This window comes from Thermofilaceae archaeon, from assembly GCA_038731975.1.
In the GTDB taxonomy this organism is placed as follows: domain Archaea; phylum Thermoproteota; class Thermoprotei; order Thermofilales; family Thermofilaceae; genus JANXEW01.
Map to the genome: position 1 here is coordinate 147304 of JAVYQJ010000002.1, position 16945 is coordinate 164248.

A 16945-nucleotide genomic window follows, 5' to 3' on the forward strand; every position below is an offset into this window, starting at 1 on the left:
TCTACTCCCGGGCTTTATAGCTCATCCTGCGAGCAGCTTTTTAAGCAGGGCCATCCTCAAGGGAATACCAAACCGAGCCTGCTTAAAGTACCAGGCGTGACTTGTGGAGTCTACATCGTAGGTCAGTTCATCAACCCGCGGCAGGGGGTGTAAGATGATTAATCTCTCCTTCGCGCCCTTCAAAGTATCGGCGGAGACCCTGTAGCTTCCCCTGATCTTCTCATACTCCATCGGATCCGGAAACCTCTCCCTCTGGATCCTAGTTACGTAGAGGACGTCAAGCTCGGCGATCACCTCGCTGAGGGAGCGGACCTCCTCAAACTCGACGCACCTCTCCTCCAGTAGCGCCAGCGTCTCAGGCCTGCAGGAGAGCTGAGGCGGCGATATCAGGTATACCTTTTCCGGCTTATAGAGGGTCAGCGCAAGGATAAACGAGCGCGCGGCGCGGCCGTATTTCAAATCGCCCAAAACGCCGTAAACTAGCCCGTCGATCGTGCCGAGGGCTTTCCTCACGGTGTACAAGTCGATCATCGCCTGAGTGGGATGGTCTCGCGTCCCGTCGCCACCGTTGATCACCGGGTGCTCCGCTATTTCAGCAGCAAAGCGCGCTGCACCTTCCAGCCTGTGCCTAATGACGATGACGTCGGCGTAGGAGTCCAGCATCCTGATGGTATCGGCGAAGCTCTCTCCTTTAGCCCTAGAGGACAGCTCCTCCGGAGGAAGATCGATAAAGCCGCCCCCCAACCTTAGCATCGCTGTCTGGAAGCTGAGCTTCGTCCTCGTGCTCGGCTCGAAGAACGCTGTAGCCATGATGCGCCCTTTAAGCACTTCCAGCTTCTCTCCTCTTTCCACAGCTCTGAGCATGAGATCGGTCTCCTCAAACAAGCTCTCTAGATCCTCCCTCGTGAGATCCAGGATCGTGATGATGTCGCTCCCCTTCCTCATAATTCCCCCCTCTCTTGCGCTGCTAGAAGATCCTGAAGAGACGCAAGCGCGTGTAGTGTTACCCCAATGTCGGCAAGGTTCCGGGCTGCCCCCTCCTGCCTATCGACGACGACGAGAGCGTTCTCCACGCGGTAACCAGCTTCCCTCAGTACATTCACCGCTCTTGCGAGCGAGCTGCCAGTCGTCGCTACATCGTCGATTATCAGCGCTAAACCGCGCACACTCGCGTCGCCCTCTATGAGCTTCTGCGTGCCATGCTCCTTCGGTTTCTTCCTCACGTAGATCAGGGGTTTCTCGAGGATGAACGCCACCATCGTTGCCAGGGGTATGCCCCCGGTCTCAACCCCGGCTATCACATCGCACCCCAGCTCCGCAGCAATCCTCGCAAGCTCGCTAGCGATAAGCTTCGCCTCCTTAGGGTGGGAATAGACCCTCCTCACGTCTACATAGAAACTGCTTACCCCGCCCGAGCTGAGCCGAAAGCTCCCGTGAAGTAGACACCCAGACCTCAACAACGCATCTACAACTTCTCCTCTCGACATCTCCAACGGCTATCCAAGCCCCTATTTAAGCTCAGCTTTCAAAGCATGTAGGTTGCATCCCTGGCAGCCTTCGCAGATGATCGCCTGTCGGCGCTAGCTGTGATCGCCCTTCCCACGATTTCGAAATCGGCTCCAGCCCTGATCGCTGACCCAAAGGGGGCTCCCTGTGCCCCAACGCCCGGAGAAAGCAGCAGCTTGTCTGGCGCCAACTCTCTAACTGCCTTAATGATGTGGGGTTTCGTGGCGGGCACCACGCAGCCTTCGAGACCTGCTCTCAAGGCCGTTTCGACGAGCTCGCGGAAGTGCTGATCGATCAGCACAGAACCTCCATGCGTCATGGCGACTAGGCCGAATAGCTCAGGCCTCTCCTGCGCGCTAGCTACCTCCTCGATCCCTCCCTGGAACAGGTGGATGATTGCGCCGTCAAAGCCCATCCTTTTTATCAGTTTCAACTCGTCGACAACTATCGGAGGCACGTCAGCCAGCTTGAAGTCGCAGAGCATGTAGAGGCTTCCGCGGAACCTATCCAAGAGGTATTCGACCTCCTCAAGACCCCATTTTAGAACCAGGGGTAAACCCACCTTCACACCAACTACGAACTCCTCAACTTCTTCAACCACCCTAGCAGGCCTCTCGTCTACAGCATCTAAAGCCAGAATCACCCTGGATTTCTTGGCCGCGACCAGCTCGCTGAGCTTTGAGGAGATCACAGCCGCCCCAGTAAGCGCCAAATATAACCTAAGCTCCTGAATCATGTGGACGTTTCACCCTCAGTGCAGCCCTTCGAAAGAATCTATGAACTGGTGATCCGAAAAGGCGTGTTCGAGGAGATCCTGAGCCACGTGAAAGAGGAATACCCCATTGAGGCTTGCGGCATCCTACTGGGGCATGTGAGGGAGGGTAAGGGGTTCGCGGAGAGGGCTAAGAGGTTGAGGAACATCCTGGCTTCGAACACGTCCTTTTGGTTCGACGTACGCGAATGGATGGGCGCGATACTGGACGCAAGGAGGGAGGGGCTCAGCTACATCGGCCTCTACCACAGCCACGGCAGAGAGAAGCCACTCCCGTCGCCTAGCGATCAGCACAGGATGCTAGAGTGCCCGGGGGAGGTCTGGCTCATCGTGGCCTATACACCCGATAGCGAGCCGAAAGTAGCAGCTTACAGGATCGACGACTTCGGCTCCGCGATAGCTAGAGTTCCCGTGAGGATCATTTAAAGCGGGCAGGGTGCGATCTACGTTACGCGCGGACCCGCACATCAACCCGGAAGCCGAATCCTAAGCGTTGATCCCATTAACACCCGCTCCGGAATTGGGAAATCGTGGTCGAAGCCGTAGTAGAAGCGAGGAGAGAGGTAAGTCTGGACAGGCTAGAGGTTCTGGTGAGGAGGGCCAACGAGTTGAAAGCTAACCTTGGTGCACTGGTGAGCGCGATCGAATCCAAGTACTCTTCTGACCCGCGGTTGGGCAGTTTGATCAGTAACGTCCTGAAAGCCGTGAAACCCCCCGAACCACCCGATGAGCAGCTGTTCAGCGTGGCGAGCAGCCTGGAGCGGTACGTGGGTGAGTTGGAGCGCAGCGTGAAGCTGCTCACGGAGTACGCTGTGACGCTGGACAAGCTCCAGGAGGAGTTAGGAAAGTTAGAGAGGGAAGCAGAGGAGCTTATGGCATGGAGCGAGCTACTGAGGGAGATAGCCCCGCACTTGGCCAACGACGCCTCCAGGTTAGCAATGAGGGCTCAGAGGCTGATCTTTCAACCTCCGCTCGAAGATCTGAGAAGAGCGCTGGACGAAGTCGATTTTCTGCTGAGGGAGGCTAAGAGTCACAACCGCGTCTGTAGGACGGCGTACGTTAACAGGGTGAACGAGCTTCTGGGCACAGCATCACAGCTCATCAAGGCTGTCAAAAGGGCGCATGCGGGGAGCGCGCTAACCGAGGCCAGCAAGCTTCTGGCGTTCGAAGAGGCGCTAAAAGAGGTTATGAAGAAGTTAACCGAGGCCGCGAGGCAGCCACTCGCGGCCAAGATCGATCTGGCCAAGATTAAGCTCGATCTGGGGAATATCGAGCGGGAGGTTTCCCTAATTCTTGAACAAGTGTTCAACGAAGTGGATAGGGATCTGACGAGGGAGATTGAGCGCCTGGCGCGAAGCTTGAACGGAAGACCGATAGCGCTATCCACGCTGCTTGAAACCCTTTCAAAGAAGGTGAACCTACCTGTAGAGGCAATAGCTCTTCAACTCGTATCATTGGAGAAGCGAGGCTTCGTCACGATACAGGTGAAACTTGAGACGTAGGAGAATCTCACTTCAAAATGGTGAAGGTAACCTGCGGGTACTCTGGAACGCTATGCTCACCCCTCCCTTCCCGAACTTCAAGCTTTGATATCCGTAGAGTCCCCGCTATATCGCTGCTGCAAGCGCTCAAGATTGTCGAGTAAGCGGGCGGGGCGTAGATGATCACGTGGGGGAGCTGCTCGCTCAAAGCTATTCCGGCTGCACTCTTCGCCCTCCTGATAGCGGCTATCGTTCGTACGACCAGCTCGCCCGCTTCAACATCCTTCTCTTCATACTCGCCGGGCTTCGGCCAGGGCGATACAGTAATGCTGGACCACCCGATTCGACGAGCGTAAATCCTGCTGTAGAGCTCCTCCGCGATGTGCGGCGTGAAAACGGAGAGCATTTGAAGCAGCTTCAGCAGCACTTCGTAGAGCGTTCTGCGAGCTGCTAACCCGCTCTCATCATCCCTGTTCACCCTATACTTTACGGCCTCTATGTAGTGATCGCAGAAGACATGCCATACGAAGTTGACCAACTCGTTCGCCGCTCCCATGTAGTCGAACTCCTCCATCCGCTCTGTTACGGTTTTCACGAGCTGCTCCAACCTGCCCTTGATCCACCGGTCCAAGAGCTGGTATTCGCGAACCTCCTTCTCGAAATCGTCATCCCTTACGCACATAGCGATGAAACGGGCCGCATTCCACAGCTTTGTTAGAAACCTCTTGGCGAAATCAACGCCCTCCCACGAGAACCTGACATCCGAGCCCGTAGTCGCTGCCAACGCTGCCCAGAGCCTGAAAGCATCGGCCCCATACTTTTCTATAACTTCCATTAGGCTAACGTAGTTACCGTAGCTTTTATGCATCATTCTACCATCTGTTCCTCTAACCATTCCGTTTATCAATGCTATCTTAAACTGCGGCAAACCGAAGAGAGCGACCCCCCTTACGAGGAGGTAGTAGTCCCACGTCCTGATGATGTCGTACCCATTGGGCTGGAGATCGGCGGGGAACAATCGCTCATCCAAGTTGTCTGGCCATCCCGCGTGAACAGCAGCTGTAATGCTGGAGTCCATCCACGTGTCCATAACATCCGTTTCGCCAACGAACTCACTTGACCCACAGCGCGGGCACGTTTCGATCCTCGGCGGGTCGAAACGCGGATCTACTGGGAGCCACTCTGGCTCAGCTACGATCGTCTCACCGCACTTCTTGCAGTACCAGACCGGGATCGGTGTGGCAAAAACGCGCTGCCTCGATATCACCCAATCCCAGTCTAGGGAACGAACCCAGTCCTCCAGCCTCTTGTAGGCGTGCGGTGGGATCCATTTGACCTGCATCGCAGCCTGTAGGACGGCTTCCGAGAGCTCCTTCGTTTTGACAAACCACTGCACCTTCGGTAGGATCTCGACCGGGGTGTGGCATCTCCAGCACGTCCCTATGCTGCTTTCTATCGCCTCCACCTTAACGTAGGATCCCTCCTGCTTGAGGAGATCGACGATTTTGGCTCTAGCCTCCTCGACGCTTAAACCCTTGAGCGGCCCAGCGGCCTCAGTCATCTTCCCCCTATCGTCGATCACTATCCTGACTGGTAGGTTGTACCGTTTCTGCCACTTCACATCGACTTTGTCGCCGTAAGTGCACACCATAACAACCCCCGTCCCGAACTCGGGGTCCACTTCATCGTCAGCTATTATCGGAACCTCATGGCCGTATACGGGAACGACAGCCGTTTTGCCCACTAGGTGGGAGTAACGTTGATCGTTGGGGTTTACGGCAAGAGCTACGCACGCGGCAAGCAGCTCAGGCCTCGTGGATGCGACCACAACCTCACCGCCATCCCTCAGCCTGAACTTGTAGAAGTGAAGCTCCCTCTTCAAACTCACGTGCTCAACTTCTGCCTCTGCGATCGCGGTTTCGCACCTGGGACACCATACGACTGGGTGCACCCCCCTGTAGATGAGGCCCTTCCTGTAGAGAAGGATGAAGCTCAACTGGGTTCTGCGCCAGTAGTCTGGATCCATCGTCATGTACTCAGTGCTCCAATCGATGCTGCACCCCATAGCCTTCAACGCCGCACGCATCGGTTCGATCCACTTCAGCGTGTACTCCCTGCAGAGCCTCAGGAACTCCTCCGTCGGTATCTCCCTCCGCCTCTTTCCCAGAGTCCTTTCAACCCTCACCTCCGTCGGAAGCCCGTGGCAGTCCCATCCGATGGGGAAGAAGACGTTGTAGCCATTCATCCTCTTGTACCGCGCGGCAAAGTCGATGTAAGCGAAGTTTAGGGCGTTACCGACGTGCAGCTCGCCGCTAGGGTAGGGAGGGGGAGTGTCTATGCTGAAAGTCGGTTTCTCTCTATTCCCCCTATCGAACCTGTAGACCCCGCTCTTCTCCCAAAACTCCTGCCACTTCGGCTCAATTTCTCTAAAGTTGTACCTCGCGGGTAGGGTTTGCATCGCACCCTCGGGGGCGCTATTATCCGAGCTAGTAAAAACATGCCGCCCCAGAGGTTTTACCCTACTTCCGGCAAGACTCCCCTCCTTCCGGGCATGCTTCACCTTAAAAACTTAGCCTTTTCCACTGGACGCGTGGATCATCAGCTCAGAGTTAACAGGGCGGCTGTAGAGCTTGTAGCACACTACCTGCGTGAACCCTCTTCGAGAGAGCTCGTAGAGAGAGCGGAGCTCGCTGACCCTCAGCTGCAATCCGTAGCGAGGATCCTTTCGAGGTTCAATCAGCGCATCGACGCCTTCTTCTACACAGTGGGGATCGCCGCTATCAGCTACCAGCTCACCACCAAGGGCGAGGAACACTGGTTCCTTGCAGCGGAGCATGCAGGAGGTGATCCACGCGAAAGCCTCAGGAGCTTTGTGGAAAAGTCGCCTAGCTTGAAGCTCGCCAGGAGCGCTCGCCTGGCAAGGGTCGAGAGGCTCAACAGGCTCTACCCTTCTTTCGCAGCTAAACTCGACCTCTACCTGAGCGACCTCGAAGCCTTTAGGAAAGATCTCGCCAGGGCTCTTGAGGCGGATCAGGACGCGAAAACAATAGTTTTCGCAGTAAAAATGCTCTACTACGCTGCTAAGGCTTCTGGCCTGAGCATCGAGCCACCCTCCTCCATACCAATCCCTGTCGACCGTAGGGTGTGCCTCATCAGCCTTACAAGCAGGGTAGTGGAGGGGGAACCCCCCACGCCTCAGGGGGCTAGGCTCCTGCTATCGAAAGCACCGAAACTAGTTGCCGAGGCTTGGGGGCTCGTGTGCGAAAAGAGCGGGGTACCACCCATCAAACTCGACGCACTACTGTGGTTGCTGGGCGGCTGCTACGAACGCGCGGGGTCGCCAGAGGGGGCTCTCGATTGCGCCTCTAAGCTGCTGTCCCCTCCCCCAGGAGCAGCGGTCTCCCTGATGCGCGTCCTGCTCGGGCTCAGCCCATAGTCGTCGGGCGTGAAGTAAACGACGATTTCACCGCTCTGCCAATCCCTTAAGACTATGCGCGCTGCCTCCTCGACGTTAGGCTCCCCACCCTTCCTCAGAAGGTTCCTTCTCCTCGCGATTTTCTCGAGCGCGGCATAGGGATCTTCGTCGTCAACTCCATACTGCTTCAAAAGCACCTTCGGATCCTTCTTCTTCAGCAGATCTATCAGCTTGACGGCGGCGGGTACCGGGTCTTCCAAGCTCTCCGGCCTCAACGCGCCCCGTATCGCCAGCTCTTCCTCCTCCCCCTTCGGAACGACCCCGGGAGTGTCTACGACTCTCAGCCACGTAGCCGCTTTAGCCAGGAGAGGGTTCTTCGTCCATCCGGGCACAGGGCTGGTTGATGCGCTGTGACGTCCTCTTAAGACGTTGAGGATCATGGATTTACCCACGTTCGGCAGGCCGACAACAGCGACGGTGACCGGCCTATTGCTGCTCACGCGCTTTACGATCCTCCAGAGGTAGCGCGTACCAAGCCTATCCCTAGCGCTGACGTAGATCGTTGGGTACTCTCTTTCTAGAATTCTCTTCCATTCCTCCATGACGTGGCGGGGTACGAGATCCGCTTTGTTGATCACTATGATGAGCTTCTTCCCCATCCTCTCCACGAGCCTTTCGAGCTCTCGAGTCCGCGTCGCCATCGGGTCGCGAGCATCAACCACCTCCAGCACTACGTCGGCTTTCTCAATGACCCTCTTAACGATGCCCCACACCTCGTCGCGTGAGCCCATCAGCACCACCACGTCATTGCCTCGAGCCCCTCAACGACTCCCCGCGAAGATTTAAGCGCTTAGCCCAACCTCGGTGCCGGCTGGAGGGGCGAAGGCAAGTAATTTACCAGCAGTGATTACCTGTTGCTTGTGCTAGTGAGCCTCAGCCTCGATCATGTTAAGGCGGTGATTTACGTCTCCGGTCTTAGCTCGCCGAAGACACGTAAGGCGTTGATCCAGGCTTTGCCAGCTAGAGCGAAGGCTCGAAGGGTGATGGACGGCCTCCTGATCATCGAATTAAATCTAAGAGTGGCACCCGAAGGGCACAGGTGCACGCTCTGCAGAGGGGAGGTGGCTTACTGGCCACCAGCCTCGAGCCTTATTGTAGCACTATGGAGGGGATGTAGGGAGCTGGCGAGCCCTCTCAACTATCTCGGTTTCGTCGTTGACGGGGTTGAAGCCCTTGAGTCGCTCAGCGGGACATTTGATGCCGAGCTATGGCCTTCCGACTGGGAAGATGTAAAGGGGTCTTTCATCGACTCTCAGCACTGAGGCTACATCGTCATCGTAAAAGGCTCCCACAGCAACCGTGCCTAGGCCCAGCGACGTGGCCGATAAATAGATGTTCTGACCGACCATGCCCGCTTCGAGCTCAGCGTCAGGGCTGTCACTGGGGGTGCATAGCACTATGTTGAGGGGGGCCCGAGCGACCCACTCCTGCCCTAACGCCGCAGCCGCAAGCCGCGCTGAGACGTCCCCTTTCACGATGTTCTCTAGCTCATGCTCTTCTGGCGAGTACCTGTAGACTCCCGGATCCAGCCCCTTTATGCTGCGCGCGGCAAGGTAGCACGTCACTCTGTAGCTCGTCAACGGCTGGTAGGGTCGGACGGGGCCGGAGATGGACCAGAGAAGTATCGACGAGAGCTCGTCCAAGCGTAGGGGCATGGGACTGTACTTTCTCACCGATCTCCGGTGGACTATCGCCTCTTCAAGCGTGAGTTTGGCTGGTGAAGGTTCAGCAAAGCCCTTTGGCAGCCTCCGCTCGATCAGCTTGGCCCCCCGCGCGCATATCTCGACGCAGTAGCGTATTCGACCGAGCGGGGGTTCAAGCTTCCTCAGCCGCCCGGCCAGCCCTAAAGCACTCGCCTCCAGCAAAGCTCCTTGCGCTGCGTGCCCAACCTCCTCGCGGATGTACATGTACCCCCTTTCCCCGTAGACGCCCGTCGTCCTCTCCGAGACCTCCTCGAAGAGGATCGCAAACGAGCCGCGGCTAGAGACAGAAATGCCCTCGACACGCCTTAAAGCATGCTTGAGCGGGGCCGGGGACTGGTAGCTGTATACGCCTGGCTCTAGGCCTCGGACAGCTCTAGCAACAACGTACGTCCTCAGCGGGTATGTAGCTCCTGCTGAGGGGGCAGCCCTCAAGCACCTACCCCATGCCCTCGCTGTACAACCCTGTGCAGCAAAGACGATTTTCGACAGGGCCTCTAGAGCCACCTCGCTTTCAACGCCCTCGTACAGGAAAGCTGCATCAAGCACGGCTTCGGCTATCGTCAAGGAGAGCGTGGGTTTAAAGTCGGGAAGCTCAGAAATCCTCTCCACAAATGGAGGGGGCTGCGCAATCGCTATTATTTCTGATCCCTGCAACAGCATTTTATGTTCGGCCAGACTTAGGGGTCCGTGTCGATCAGGAAGGTGTACGTAGTCACAAGGAATCCCGGAAAGCTTCGGGAGATAAAGTCGATATTGGGTCAATATGGGCTTGCTGTAGAGCCTTGTGAGGCTAAAAAAGTGGAGATACAGTCGGATAGCCTCGAGGAAATCGTAAGATTCGCCGCCGCTCAAGTGGCTGGTTCCCTGCCGGAGCCGTTTGTCGTGGAGGACTCCGGGCTCTTCATCAAACACTTGAACGGCTTTCCCGGCCCCTACTCGTCCTATGTTTACAGAACGATAGGGTGCGAGGGAATACTGAAGCTGATGGACAACGTAAACGAGAGACAGGCGTTTTTCTTAAGCGTAGCTGCCCTATGTTTGGGCGGCGAGATTCGTATTTTTACGGGAAAGGTTGAGGGTACGATTAGCCGTGAAAAAAGAGGATCGCAGGGCTTCGGTTTCGATCCTATATTCATACCGAGTAATTGCGAGAAAACATTCGCAGAGATGAACCTAGAAGAAAAATGCCGCATCTCGCACCGGGCGAGGTCGTTTAGAGCAATTGCAGAATATTTGTTATCTTACTGCAAAAACACTACGAATATTAATGCAAAAGGTGAGTGAGGATTATGAACTTCAATCTCTCAACCTCATCAATAAAATTATTTTCAGGCTTTTGCTTACGCGTAAAAGATATAAATCGAGAGGACGAAGCTGCTCTGGGCGCGGTACCGCTGGCGGGAGTGGGGCAGTGCCACCCGCACTTAGGAGGAAAAGCGCGCCCCACTTTCACTCCGGCCAGCGGCGCGAAACCCGGGTGACTTCTCGATGTATAGCACCCTGCTCAGGCTCATCACGATACTTCACGCGAAGCTCCTCGGGCGCCCGCTAGCTCTGTGTGATATATCGGATCTCGACGGGATCGCGTGCGCAGCTCTTTTCAAAATGAGGTACCCGGAGGGGCTCGTCGTGCTCGCATCTCCCTCCGATGTTCAGAGGGGAAGGCTTCTTAGGTTGGTAGACTGGACTTTCGTAGCTGACCTGCCATGCCCCGGAAAGGCATTGATTAGGGCTGATCATCACGCTTCGAACAAGCCTTGCGCGCAGCAAGAGTTCTACGACCCTACAGCGCCAGCAGCAGCCTCCCTAGCGGTAAAGGCACTGGGTCTTGATCACAACCCGTTCGCACGGAAGGTGGTAGAGCTGGCCGTTGAAACGGACACGGCCCGAATCGTTTCAGCGGAGGCTCTCGCGTTGAACGATGCGGTTAAGGGTAGCGGGTACAGGGGGAAGCTGCGTCTCATAGATCTCCTCGCTTCTTGCAGCTTAGAGGAAGTATTAGCGGACGCCGGGGTCAGAGCCTCAATCGAGCGTTACAGAAAGGTGAGGAAGAGCACGGAGGAGCTGGCCGAGAGACTCCCCCCGAACAAGTTTTTCATCGCGGTCTTCAAGGACGACCTTAAGCTTTCCTATAGGTACCTGTGCATACTTATGGAGAGGAGGGGGGCTAGCGTGACGGCCTTGATCGTGCCCAAGGGACTCACATCCCTCAGGATATACCTCGGCTCCGCGTCTCGGGACTACGATGTATCGAAAGTGGCAGCGAAATTTGGGGGTGGAGGGCACCCCTATGCCGCCGGAGCCACAGTGAAGTCGCTTCGAAGAGGTTTTGCTGTTAGGAGGATTCTTGACGAGCTGGCCGACTTCCTAGGCGTAGAGAAACTTAGTTACTTGCTCATATCTAAAGAAGGCATCGAAGAGCGCCTGTGGCCTTAACGGGGGCCGGAAAGCAACTTCTCAAGCCTCTCAGTTAGCATTCTGTAGGATTCCTCAACCCACGCTCTGGCTATGGGCTTCATAAGAGCTAGGTACTCGCTCAAACGCTCTCCATTCAACTGCTGAGCGACGTAGTACAGCGGTATGGAGGGCAGCTTTCTCACGACGCCTATACTCCACTTGTGCTTGAGCCTCTTCAACAGCGCATGATCAAGCCCCTCGCTCTCCAGCTTTTCGATCAATTCGAGATCCTCTAGTACGAGAAGCTCGGGAAAGACGTGGCTTCGAAGCAAGCCCGGTTCATACCACTCCCCTTCGCGAACAACCTCGATAGCGCTCCTCCTGAGCTCCCTAGCGATGCGCTCGTCGACCTCGAAAGAGTAGACAAGATCGAGCAGTTTCTTCGGCGGACTCGCGTACTTCGACGCGTACTCCAGCCTGTTGATCAACTCGGTCCTCCACGCATCGTACTTGAACAACCTATGACCCCTTTGTAGGAGCTCGCGAACAATCATTTCCGCTAAACCTTTGGCCTCAGCCACCGCCCCCCAATCGATTGAGGCGGGTGAATCATGATCGGTGTGGTAGAAGTCGACGTACCTCCAGAGCGAGTGGATAGTCATCGCTGCGACCCCTGCGCTACTGAAGGAGTAGCTGTCGAAGTAGGGGGAGTCCAGCTCGTACTCCACCGAGGGTCCGAGCACGGATTTGAGCGCCTCCCTAAACTCTAGACCGCTCGCGCTGATTGTGAGCGGACGTCTAGCGACGACATCCAGATTGACGATCGCCACGAGCTCATCCAGTTCACCCGTAGACGCTAAACGCTTCACGAAGTTTCGGGAACCCCATAGCCAGTAGCAGGGATTGAAGTGCGGTGCACCGTACTCCTCTGCCCCAAATAATGCGAAGGCGACACCCCTCAAGTTGTTCAACTCCTCAGCGAGGGAACAGACGAGCGCGACGCCGACCGCGTCGTCAGCCGTCCCGGCCAACCATCTGTCGAGGTGAGCAGTCACGAGAACTCTTGCCTCACCGCTTCCGAAAGCCACGAGATTAGCGGAGCTTGAGACCTCGGAGTAACGTGTCTTAACCTCGAGCTGGACGTAGTGCTTCCCGGTTAGCAGTCGTTGAGCATCCTCGCGTCTTATCGATACAGCGGGTATTGGTGGCGGTAGACCAGGCTCATCTGCGTAGCTCGTGAAGATGCCCACCACTATCCTCCTGAGTACGTGGGGGACGAAATCGTAGAACACTACAGCACTTGCGCCGGCCTGCGCGCAGAGAGCGTACTGGGCCGCGACGTAGTCCGGATCTTCGCTGGTCATCCCGACTAAAGCTACCCTCCCCTCTAACCCGCTCGTAGAGATGTTAACTCCTTCGCCTGCGTAAACTAGCTCCCCTTCCACGTAGCGGGAAGGTGAGGGGGGCATCGCCACGGCTTCGACCATCCTACCATCAATGTAAAGCGCTAAGCTTTCCTCGTACCAGCTTGAGCAGGCGAAGCTCTGCTCTTGAACGCTCAACCCGATTCTCTCCAGCATCTCCCTAGCGACTCTAGCCACCCTCGCCTCAGCTTCGGTACCGGGCGCTGCCTCACCCAGGCTCGCAATCCTTTCGGTCAGCCTTCTTACCCGTAAAACCTCCATCGCGAACCCCTCAACGAACAGCAGAAATACTTGAGCTGTCAAACATGCTCGATGAACAGGGAGAAGGGTAGAGGGGAAAGGCTCCTGTCGGATGCTCTAGACCGCATCGATGAAGCCATTCACCTTCTGAGGGAGTACGCCCGTGAGAAGAAAGAGGAAGCTGAAGCTCTGGAGGACATACTCTACTTCTTGGAGGAAGCCGGTGAAGCGCTTGAGCGAATAATCAGATCTCAAGAGCGGGCAGGCTAGCTAGAGATCACATTACCCCTCAGAAGCCTCGTCCATTTGAGCCTTGAACTTTTTCTTCAAAAGAGTCAGATACCCCAGAAAACGTCACACCTCGGTCGGCATGACTTTCATCATCCAGGTTCTCTTCCTCGCGCCAGTTTTAAGTGTTGCCCAGCGATCATATGCTGCAGTCATGCCGGCCCCATGGCGTAGGAGAGGGTTTGAAGCGGAGAGAAGGTTGGTGAAGCTGCTTTCGAAACGCCCCTCCGCTTACGTATTTAGGGTACCAGTGAGCGGGAGCAGGGCTGTACCCGATGCTAAAACCGCGCTCCCTGACGTATTCATGGTTGACAACGTGCGCGGTGAGATAGCAGCTTTCGAGGTGAAAGCCACGAGCAAGAGCAAGGTCGCTGTGAAGGCGGAGCAACTGGCCAAGCTGTTCAAGTTCCTGGACGCCTTCAAGAGGTACGACAACCGCTACGCTGTCGTAGCTGTATGGTTCTCAAAGGATGGTAAGTGGGTCTTCAAGTTGGCGCGAGAGGAATTCCCTTTATCCGACATGGTAATCCGCAACTCCGATGAATCGGATTGGGAACCTTAAGTCAAACCTAAAAGCTGCCTATGAGGACGCCATTCTGGTGATGTTAGATGCCCGCTCTAATCCGGTTCGAGAGGGTAAGCGCCCACAGCCATATTAAGGGACTGGGGGTTAGAGATGGTAACCCTCTCCCTGTCGCTGATGGGCTTGTTGGGCAGCAGGAGGCTCGACGAGCGGCTTGGATTGTCGTGCAAATGATCAAGCAGGGTAAGATGGCTGGGCGCGCTGTACTCCTCGCAGGCCCGCCAGGCACTGGTAAGACGGCTCTTGCCGTGGCCATCGCTCGGGAGCTGGGAGAGGATACTCCCTTCGTCGCTATTAGCGGCAGCGAGATCTACTCAGCCGAGCTGAAGAAGACGGAAGTGCTGATGAGGGCGCTGAGGTCGGCAATCGGTGTAAGGTTGAGAGAGTACCGGCGGGTTTACGAGGGCCTCGTCAAGAGGCTAGAGGTGAAGTTTGACAGACACCCCTACAACCCCTGGATGCAAGTGCCGGTTGAAGGCACGTTAACGTTGAAGACGACGAGCGAAGAGAGGACGTTCACGATCGACGGTAGCATCGTCGCTGAGATGCTTGAAAGAGGGGTGAGCGAGGGCGACGTCGTGTGGATTGACGAGGAGACAGGAAGGGTCTACAAGGTGGGTCGCGCGGCCGAAGCTGAGCGGAGGTTCGACCTTTCCTCAGCGAGAAGGGTTGAGATACCGAAAGGCCCCATAGTTAAGGAGAAGGAGTTCGTACGGACGCTGACGCTTCACGAGTTGGACATGATGCATTCGCGCGGTGGCACGATCTTCTCCCTACTCTTCGGGGGAGCAGAGGAGCGAGAGATTCCAGCTGAGGTTCGTCGCAGCGTTGATGAAGCTGTGAAAAAGTGGGTTGACGAGGGTAGGGCTGAACTGCTGCCCGGGGTCCTCTTCATAGATGACGTACACATGCTCGACATAGAGGCTTTCAGCTTCCTATCGCGGGCGATGGAGAGCGAGTTGGCGCCAATCATCATACTGGCCAGCAACCGGGGCTTTGCCAGGATAAGAGGAACCGATTACGAGTCGCCTCACGGGATACCCCTCGACCTCCTTGACAGGCTGCTTATCATAGAGACGAGAGCGTATACCGCCGATGAAATAAGAGAAATCCTCAAGATCCGAGCAGCAGAGGAGAAGGTAAATCTCGAAGATGAAGCCCTTGAACGCCTAACCCAGGTTGGAGTTGAAAGAAGCTTGCGTTACGCTGTGCAGCTGTTGACGCCCGCTAAGGTGATCGCAGCCCAGAGGGGGTCGGACTCCGTGAGCGTCAGGGATGTTGAGGAGGCAGCTAGGCTATTCGTGAGCGTTAAGGAGTCCTCCCTTCACTTGAAGCAGTACGAGGAGCTTTTCTTAAGATAAAGTACAGCTCTACCGCCGTTACAACGATGACTACCTGAGCGAGGTCGAGGTGGAGCGTCTGCCCTCCAGCGGTCTTGATTGTGTAGAAGAGGGGGTATAAGGCGACTTCCACGTTTCTTGTGAACACTATCAAAGCCAGCTGGAAGTAGTGGGCGATGACCATCGCGACCATGCACGTCAGCGTGAACCAGGTGAGGACCATGCGCCCCCTCGAAGCGAAGGAGGCCGCAATGAGCCAGCTGAAAAACATCACAACAGCTACCCTCCAGAAAGGCATCCAAGGATACTTCGGGTATGGGCAGTACTCGATGCAAACTGCATCTTCAAGCGGTATGGCGGCCGCCAGCGTGGCAAGCAGCAATGTTACGAGGGTAGCCGTCACGAGGGGTTTTAAGCTGACTCCTCCGAGCTTCACCACGGATAGCGTAAGCAGTTGTGATTTAAAAGGGCAGCTACTCCAGAGTGTAGCGTGAACCAACTCCCGGCACTTCATCGAGGCCGGTGACCTTGCACAACTTCTCCCTAGCCTCAATAGACGTTGAGTGCAGGGGTACCAGTACAGCACTCCTTGCTCTAGCGAACTTGAGGAGCAGCCGAATATCGTGATTGTTGAACGTGCTTAGATTGAACCCCCCCAGCAAGGCTCTTACAACAGAGTTCGTAGCCCCTTCGAATCCCTTGAGCGAGCGGATAACGGAGTCTAAACCGTAAATGGAGCAGGATACAATCGCGGCATAGCCACCGTCAAGCTTTAGCATCACAACCCTTTCGTTGTACAAGGGTGATTCGAGCGGTAGTAAAATGATTCCGATATCGGTGAGTTCTTCCCAACCCCTGGCCCTAAGCTTAGGCAAGGGGGGAAGCAATAGCCGGTGAACCTTACCCTCGCGGGCCAGGTGCAATAGAGCGGCTACGTGGTGCGCGCTCCAGGCAGTTCCTATAGCAAAGTTCAAGCGCTCTAAATTCACGCCCAAGGCACCGGCGTTGTGAACCATAACCTCCCATAGAGGGCCCCCGTCTACCACAAAGCTGAAACGTTTGCCGACCTCACTTTTACCCTCCACGTACAGGCCTAGACCATGGACCGGTAGGGCACCACGCCTAACCCCTCTTTCGGATATGAAGTCATCCACCAATACCGTGATCCTAAGCTTGGGCAACCTCACCGCCTTGCTTAGAATCCAATTGCTTCAAGTGCTCCCTTATCACCTTCTCCAATTCAGGATCGTTTAGACTGTTTGCAATCTCCCTGCCCTTCTCGCCCAGGGAGATGTACTCCCTGTAGAGCTCCATGAAGTGTGGACCTACGATGTACAGCCGCCTTAACAATCCCTCGTTGATCATTTCGCTCAACTGCTGGTCGATCAGGAGGGAGTACGGGTACTTACCGCGGAAGCCCAAATCGATTCCAGCACTCTGCGATACAGCGTAGAGGATCGCGTGAATTGCCCTTCTTTCCAATGGTTTGCCGTAGTTCTTCATAAGCAGCAGCACGAGGCGCCTTGCGCTATCCAGTCCCTCCACCATTAGACCTCACATGGGCGCGTTAAGCGATGCTTAAAACCTTTAATTCTACTACCAACTCAACGCCTCTGGGTGGTTTCGGATCCCAGCAACCGTTACCGAGATGTGTGAAATATGCCGAGAGGAAAAGGCCACTCACAATTGCCCCTTGTGCGGGAGAAAAGTCTGCGCAGAGCACTGGTGTAAGGATC

General features: G+C 55.9%; 19 protein-coding genes. 9 read left to right on the top strand and 10 right to left on the bottom strand.

Annotated elements, in window-relative coordinates; all coding sequences use genetic code 11:
• Nucleotides 1–21: 21 nt before the first annotated feature.
• Genes pyrB through QXF46_02260 form a run of 3 tightly spaced genes read right to left on the bottom strand, consistent with a single transcriptional unit; the run spans nucleotide 22 to nucleotide 2197 of the window.
• Complete coding sequence (gene pyrB, locus QXF46_02250) at nucleotides 22–945, bottom strand: aspartate carbamoyltransferase (GenBank protein ID MEM0225678.1); 924 nt, start codon at nucleotides 943–945, stop codon at nucleotides 22–24.
• Nucleotides 942–1487: an orotate phosphoribosyltransferase gene (gene pyrE / locus QXF46_02255; protein ID MEM0225679.1), complete on the bottom strand. Its 546-nt coding sequence runs from the start codon at nucleotides 1485–1487 to the stop codon at nucleotides 942–944. The genes pyrB and pyrE overlap by 4 nt, the downstream gene beginning before the upstream one ends.
• A gap of 38 nt (nucleotides 1488–1525) precedes the next feature.
• Nucleotides 1526–2197 (bottom strand): orotidine 5'-phosphate decarboxylase / HUMPS family protein, encoded by a 672-nt coding sequence (locus tag QXF46_02260; protein ID MEM0225680.1) that lies wholly within the window; start codon nucleotides 2195–2197, stop codon nucleotides 1526–1528.
• A 45-nt stretch (nucleotides 2198–2242) separates the two neighbouring features.
• Here QXF46_02260 and QXF46_02265 point away from each other — a divergent pair, with 45 nt between their 5' ends.
• The gene (locus QXF46_02265; protein ID MEM0225681.1) at nucleotides 2243–2704 is read left to right on the top strand and encodes a M67 family metallopeptidase; all 462 of its coding nucleotides are present in this window, start codon (nucleotides 2243–2245) and stop codon (nucleotides 2702–2704) included.
• 104 nt (nucleotides 2705–2808) lie between these two features.
• On the top strand, nucleotides 2809–3780 hold the full coding sequence (locus QXF46_02270) for a hypothetical protein (protein MEM0225682.1): 972 nt from the start codon (nucleotides 2809–2811) through the stop codon (nucleotides 3778–3780).
• 7 nt (nucleotides 3781–3787) lie between these two features.
• Here QXF46_02270 and QXF46_02275 read toward each other — a convergent pair whose 3' ends face one another.
• Nucleotides 3788–6217, bottom strand: coding sequence for a valine--tRNA ligase (locus QXF46_02275; protein MEM0225683.1), 2430 nt, complete (start codon nucleotides 6215–6217; stop codon nucleotides 3788–3790).
• 132 nt (nucleotides 6218–6349) lie between these two features.
• Between QXF46_02275 and QXF46_02280 the strand changes: the two genes are divergently transcribed.
• Nucleotides 6350–7195 carry an N-glycosylase/DNA lyase gene (locus QXF46_02280; protein MEM0225684.1) on the top strand — a complete coding sequence of 282 codons (846 nt, stop codon included), beginning with the start codon at nucleotides 6350–6352 and terminating at the stop codon, nucleotides 7193–7195.
• On the opposite strand, the gene QXF46_02285 is transcribed toward QXF46_02280, so the two are convergent.
• A complete protein-coding gene (locus tag QXF46_02285) occupies nucleotides 7081–7965 on the bottom strand; it encodes a GTPase (protein MEM0225685.1) in 885 nt (294 codons plus the stop codon). The genes QXF46_02280 and QXF46_02285 overlap by 115 nt on opposite strands.
• A gap of 129 nt (nucleotides 7966–8094) precedes the next feature.
• Between QXF46_02285 and QXF46_02290 the strand changes: the two genes are divergently transcribed.
• Complete coding sequence (locus tag QXF46_02290; protein MEM0225686.1) at nucleotides 8095–8496, top strand: hypothetical protein; 402 nt, start codon at nucleotides 8095–8097, stop codon at nucleotides 8494–8496.
• On the opposite strand, the gene QXF46_02295 is transcribed toward QXF46_02290, so the two are convergent.
• Entirely contained in the window at nucleotides 8440–9546 is a 1107-nt protein-coding gene (locus QXF46_02295; GenBank protein ID MEM0225687.1) for a SagB/ThcOx family dehydrogenase, read from the bottom strand. The genes QXF46_02290 and QXF46_02295 overlap by 57 nt on opposite strands.
• Before the next feature lie 78 nt (nucleotides 9547–9624).
• On the opposite strand from QXF46_02295, the gene QXF46_02300 reads away from it, so the two are divergent.
• Both QXF46_02300 and QXF46_02305 read left to right on the top strand, forming a co-directional pair.
• Entirely contained in the window at nucleotides 9625–10221 is a 597-nt protein-coding gene (locus QXF46_02300) for an XTP/dITP diphosphatase (protein MEM0225688.1), read from the top strand.
• 204 nt (nucleotides 10222–10425) lie between these two features.
• The gene (locus tag QXF46_02305; protein MEM0225689.1) at nucleotides 10426–11373 is read left to right on the top strand and encodes a DHHA1 domain-containing protein; all 948 of its coding nucleotides are present in this window, start codon (nucleotides 10426–10428) and stop codon (nucleotides 11371–11373) included.
• On the opposite strand, the gene QXF46_02310 is transcribed toward QXF46_02305, so the two are convergent.
• Nucleotides 11370–13019: a M28 family peptidase gene (locus QXF46_02310; GenBank protein ID MEM0225690.1), complete on the bottom strand. Its 1650-nt coding sequence runs from the start codon at nucleotides 13017–13019 to the stop codon at nucleotides 11370–11372. The two genes, QXF46_02305 and QXF46_02310, sit on opposite strands and share 4 nt — an antisense overlap.
• Nucleotides 13020–13070: 51 nt before the next feature.
• On the opposite strand from QXF46_02310, the gene QXF46_02315 reads away from it, so the two are divergent.
• The 3 genes from QXF46_02315 to QXF46_02325 all read left to right on the top strand — a co-directional run bounded on the left by QXF46_02315 (nucleotide 13071) and on the right by QXF46_02325 (nucleotide 15230).
• Nucleotides 13071–13268: a hypothetical protein gene (locus QXF46_02315; protein MEM0225691.1), complete on the top strand. Its 198-nt coding sequence runs from the start codon at nucleotides 13071–13073 to the stop codon at nucleotides 13266–13268.
• 100 nt (nucleotides 13269–13368) lie between these two features.
• Complete coding sequence (locus QXF46_02320; protein ID MEM0225692.1) at nucleotides 13369–13848, top strand: hypothetical protein; 480 nt, start codon at nucleotides 13369–13371, stop codon at nucleotides 13846–13848.
• A 47-nt stretch (nucleotides 13849–13895) separates the two neighbouring features.
• Complete coding sequence (locus tag QXF46_02325; GenBank protein MEM0225693.1) at nucleotides 13896–15230, top strand: RuvB-like helicase; 1335 nt, start codon at nucleotides 13896–13898, stop codon at nucleotides 15228–15230.
• Here QXF46_02325 and QXF46_02330 read toward each other — a convergent pair.
• From QXF46_02330 to QXF46_02340, 3 genes are read right to left on the bottom strand one after another with little or no spacing between them, the layout of a single operon-like run.
• Entirely contained in the window at nucleotides 15178–15648 is a 471-nt protein-coding gene (locus QXF46_02330; GenBank protein ID MEM0225694.1) for a hypothetical protein, read from the bottom strand. The two genes, QXF46_02325 and QXF46_02330, sit on opposite strands and share 53 nt — an antisense overlap.
• 34 nt (nucleotides 15649–15682) lie before the next feature.
• The gene (locus QXF46_02335; GenBank protein ID MEM0225695.1) at nucleotides 15683–16396 is read right to left on the bottom strand and encodes a hypothetical protein; all 714 of its coding nucleotides are present in this window, start codon (nucleotides 16394–16396) and stop codon (nucleotides 15683–15685) included.
• The gene (locus QXF46_02340) at nucleotides 16377–16757 is read right to left on the bottom strand and encodes a hypothetical protein (protein ID MEM0225696.1); all 381 of its coding nucleotides are present in this window, start codon (nucleotides 16755–16757) and stop codon (nucleotides 16377–16379) included. The genes QXF46_02335 and QXF46_02340 overlap by 20 nt, the downstream gene beginning before the upstream one ends.
• Nucleotides 16758–16945: the final 188 nt, after the last annotated feature.

Coding starts and splice junctions, on each gene's coding strand:
- QXF46_02275 (MEM0225683.1), bottom strand. CDS start 6,217: ATGCAAACCCTACCCGCGAGGTACAACTTTAGAGAAATTGAGCCGAAG.
- pyrE (MEM0225679.1), bottom strand. CDS start 1,487: ATGTCGAGAGGAGAAGTTGTAGATGCGTTGTTGAGGTCTGGGTGTCTA.
- QXF46_02285 (MEM0225685.1), bottom strand. CDS start 7,965: ATGGGCTCACGCGACGAGGTGTGGGGCATCGTTAAGAGGGTCATTGAG.
- QXF46_02320 (MEM0225692.1), top strand. CDS start 13,369: ATGACTTTCATCATCCAGGTTCTCTTCCTCGCGCCAGTTTTAAGTGTT.
- QXF46_02325 (MEM0225693.1), top strand. CDS start 13,896: ATGCCCGCTCTAATCCGGTTCGAGAGGGTAAGCGCCCACAGCCATATT.
- QXF46_02340 (MEM0225696.1), bottom strand. CDS start 16,757: ATGGTGGAGGGACTGGATAGCGCAAGGCGCCTCGTGCTGCTGCTTATG.
- QXF46_02310 (MEM0225690.1), bottom strand. CDS start 13,019: ATGGAGGTTTTACGGGTAAGAAGGCTGACCGAAAGGATTGCGAGCCTG.
- pyrB (MEM0225678.1), bottom strand. CDS start 945: ATGAGGAAGGGGAGCGACATCATCACGATCCTGGATCTCACGAGGGAG.
- QXF46_02315 (MEM0225691.1), top strand. CDS start 13,071: ATGAACAGGGAGAAGGGTAGAGGGGAAAGGCTCCTGTCGGATGCTCTA.
- QXF46_02305 (MEM0225689.1), top strand. CDS start 10,426: ATGTATAGCACCCTGCTCAGGCTCATCACGATACTTCACGCGAAGCTC.